Annotated in this window: 1 pseudogene; it reads left to right on the forward strand. The window is 66.2% G+C overall.

The annotated features are described in order from the left end of the window. Positions 1–266 (forward strand): annotated as a pseudogene (locus FMEAI12_RS35300) (transposase); the annotation flags it as partial.

The raw sequence follows: 266 nt of genomic DNA on the forward strand, positions 1-266 counted from the left end.
ATGCTGGCCGTGGACTTTTTCCACGTGGACTGCGCGGTGACGCTGCGGCGGCTGTACTGCTTCTTCGTCATAAAGGTCGGCTCCCGCACCGTCCACGTCCTCGGGGTCACCGCCCACCCCGACGGATCGTGGACCACCCAACAAGCCCGGAACCTCCTCATGGATCTCGGTGACCGGGCTGCCGACTTCCAGGTCCTGGTCCGTGACCGCGCCGGACAGTTCACCGCATCGTTCGACGCGGTTCTCGCCGACGCCGGCATCACCAC

The organism is Parafrankia sp. Ea1.12 (assembly GCF_900465275.1).
Lineage (GTDB): Bacteria > Actinomycetota > Actinomycetes > Frankiales > Frankiaceae > Parafrankia > Parafrankia soli.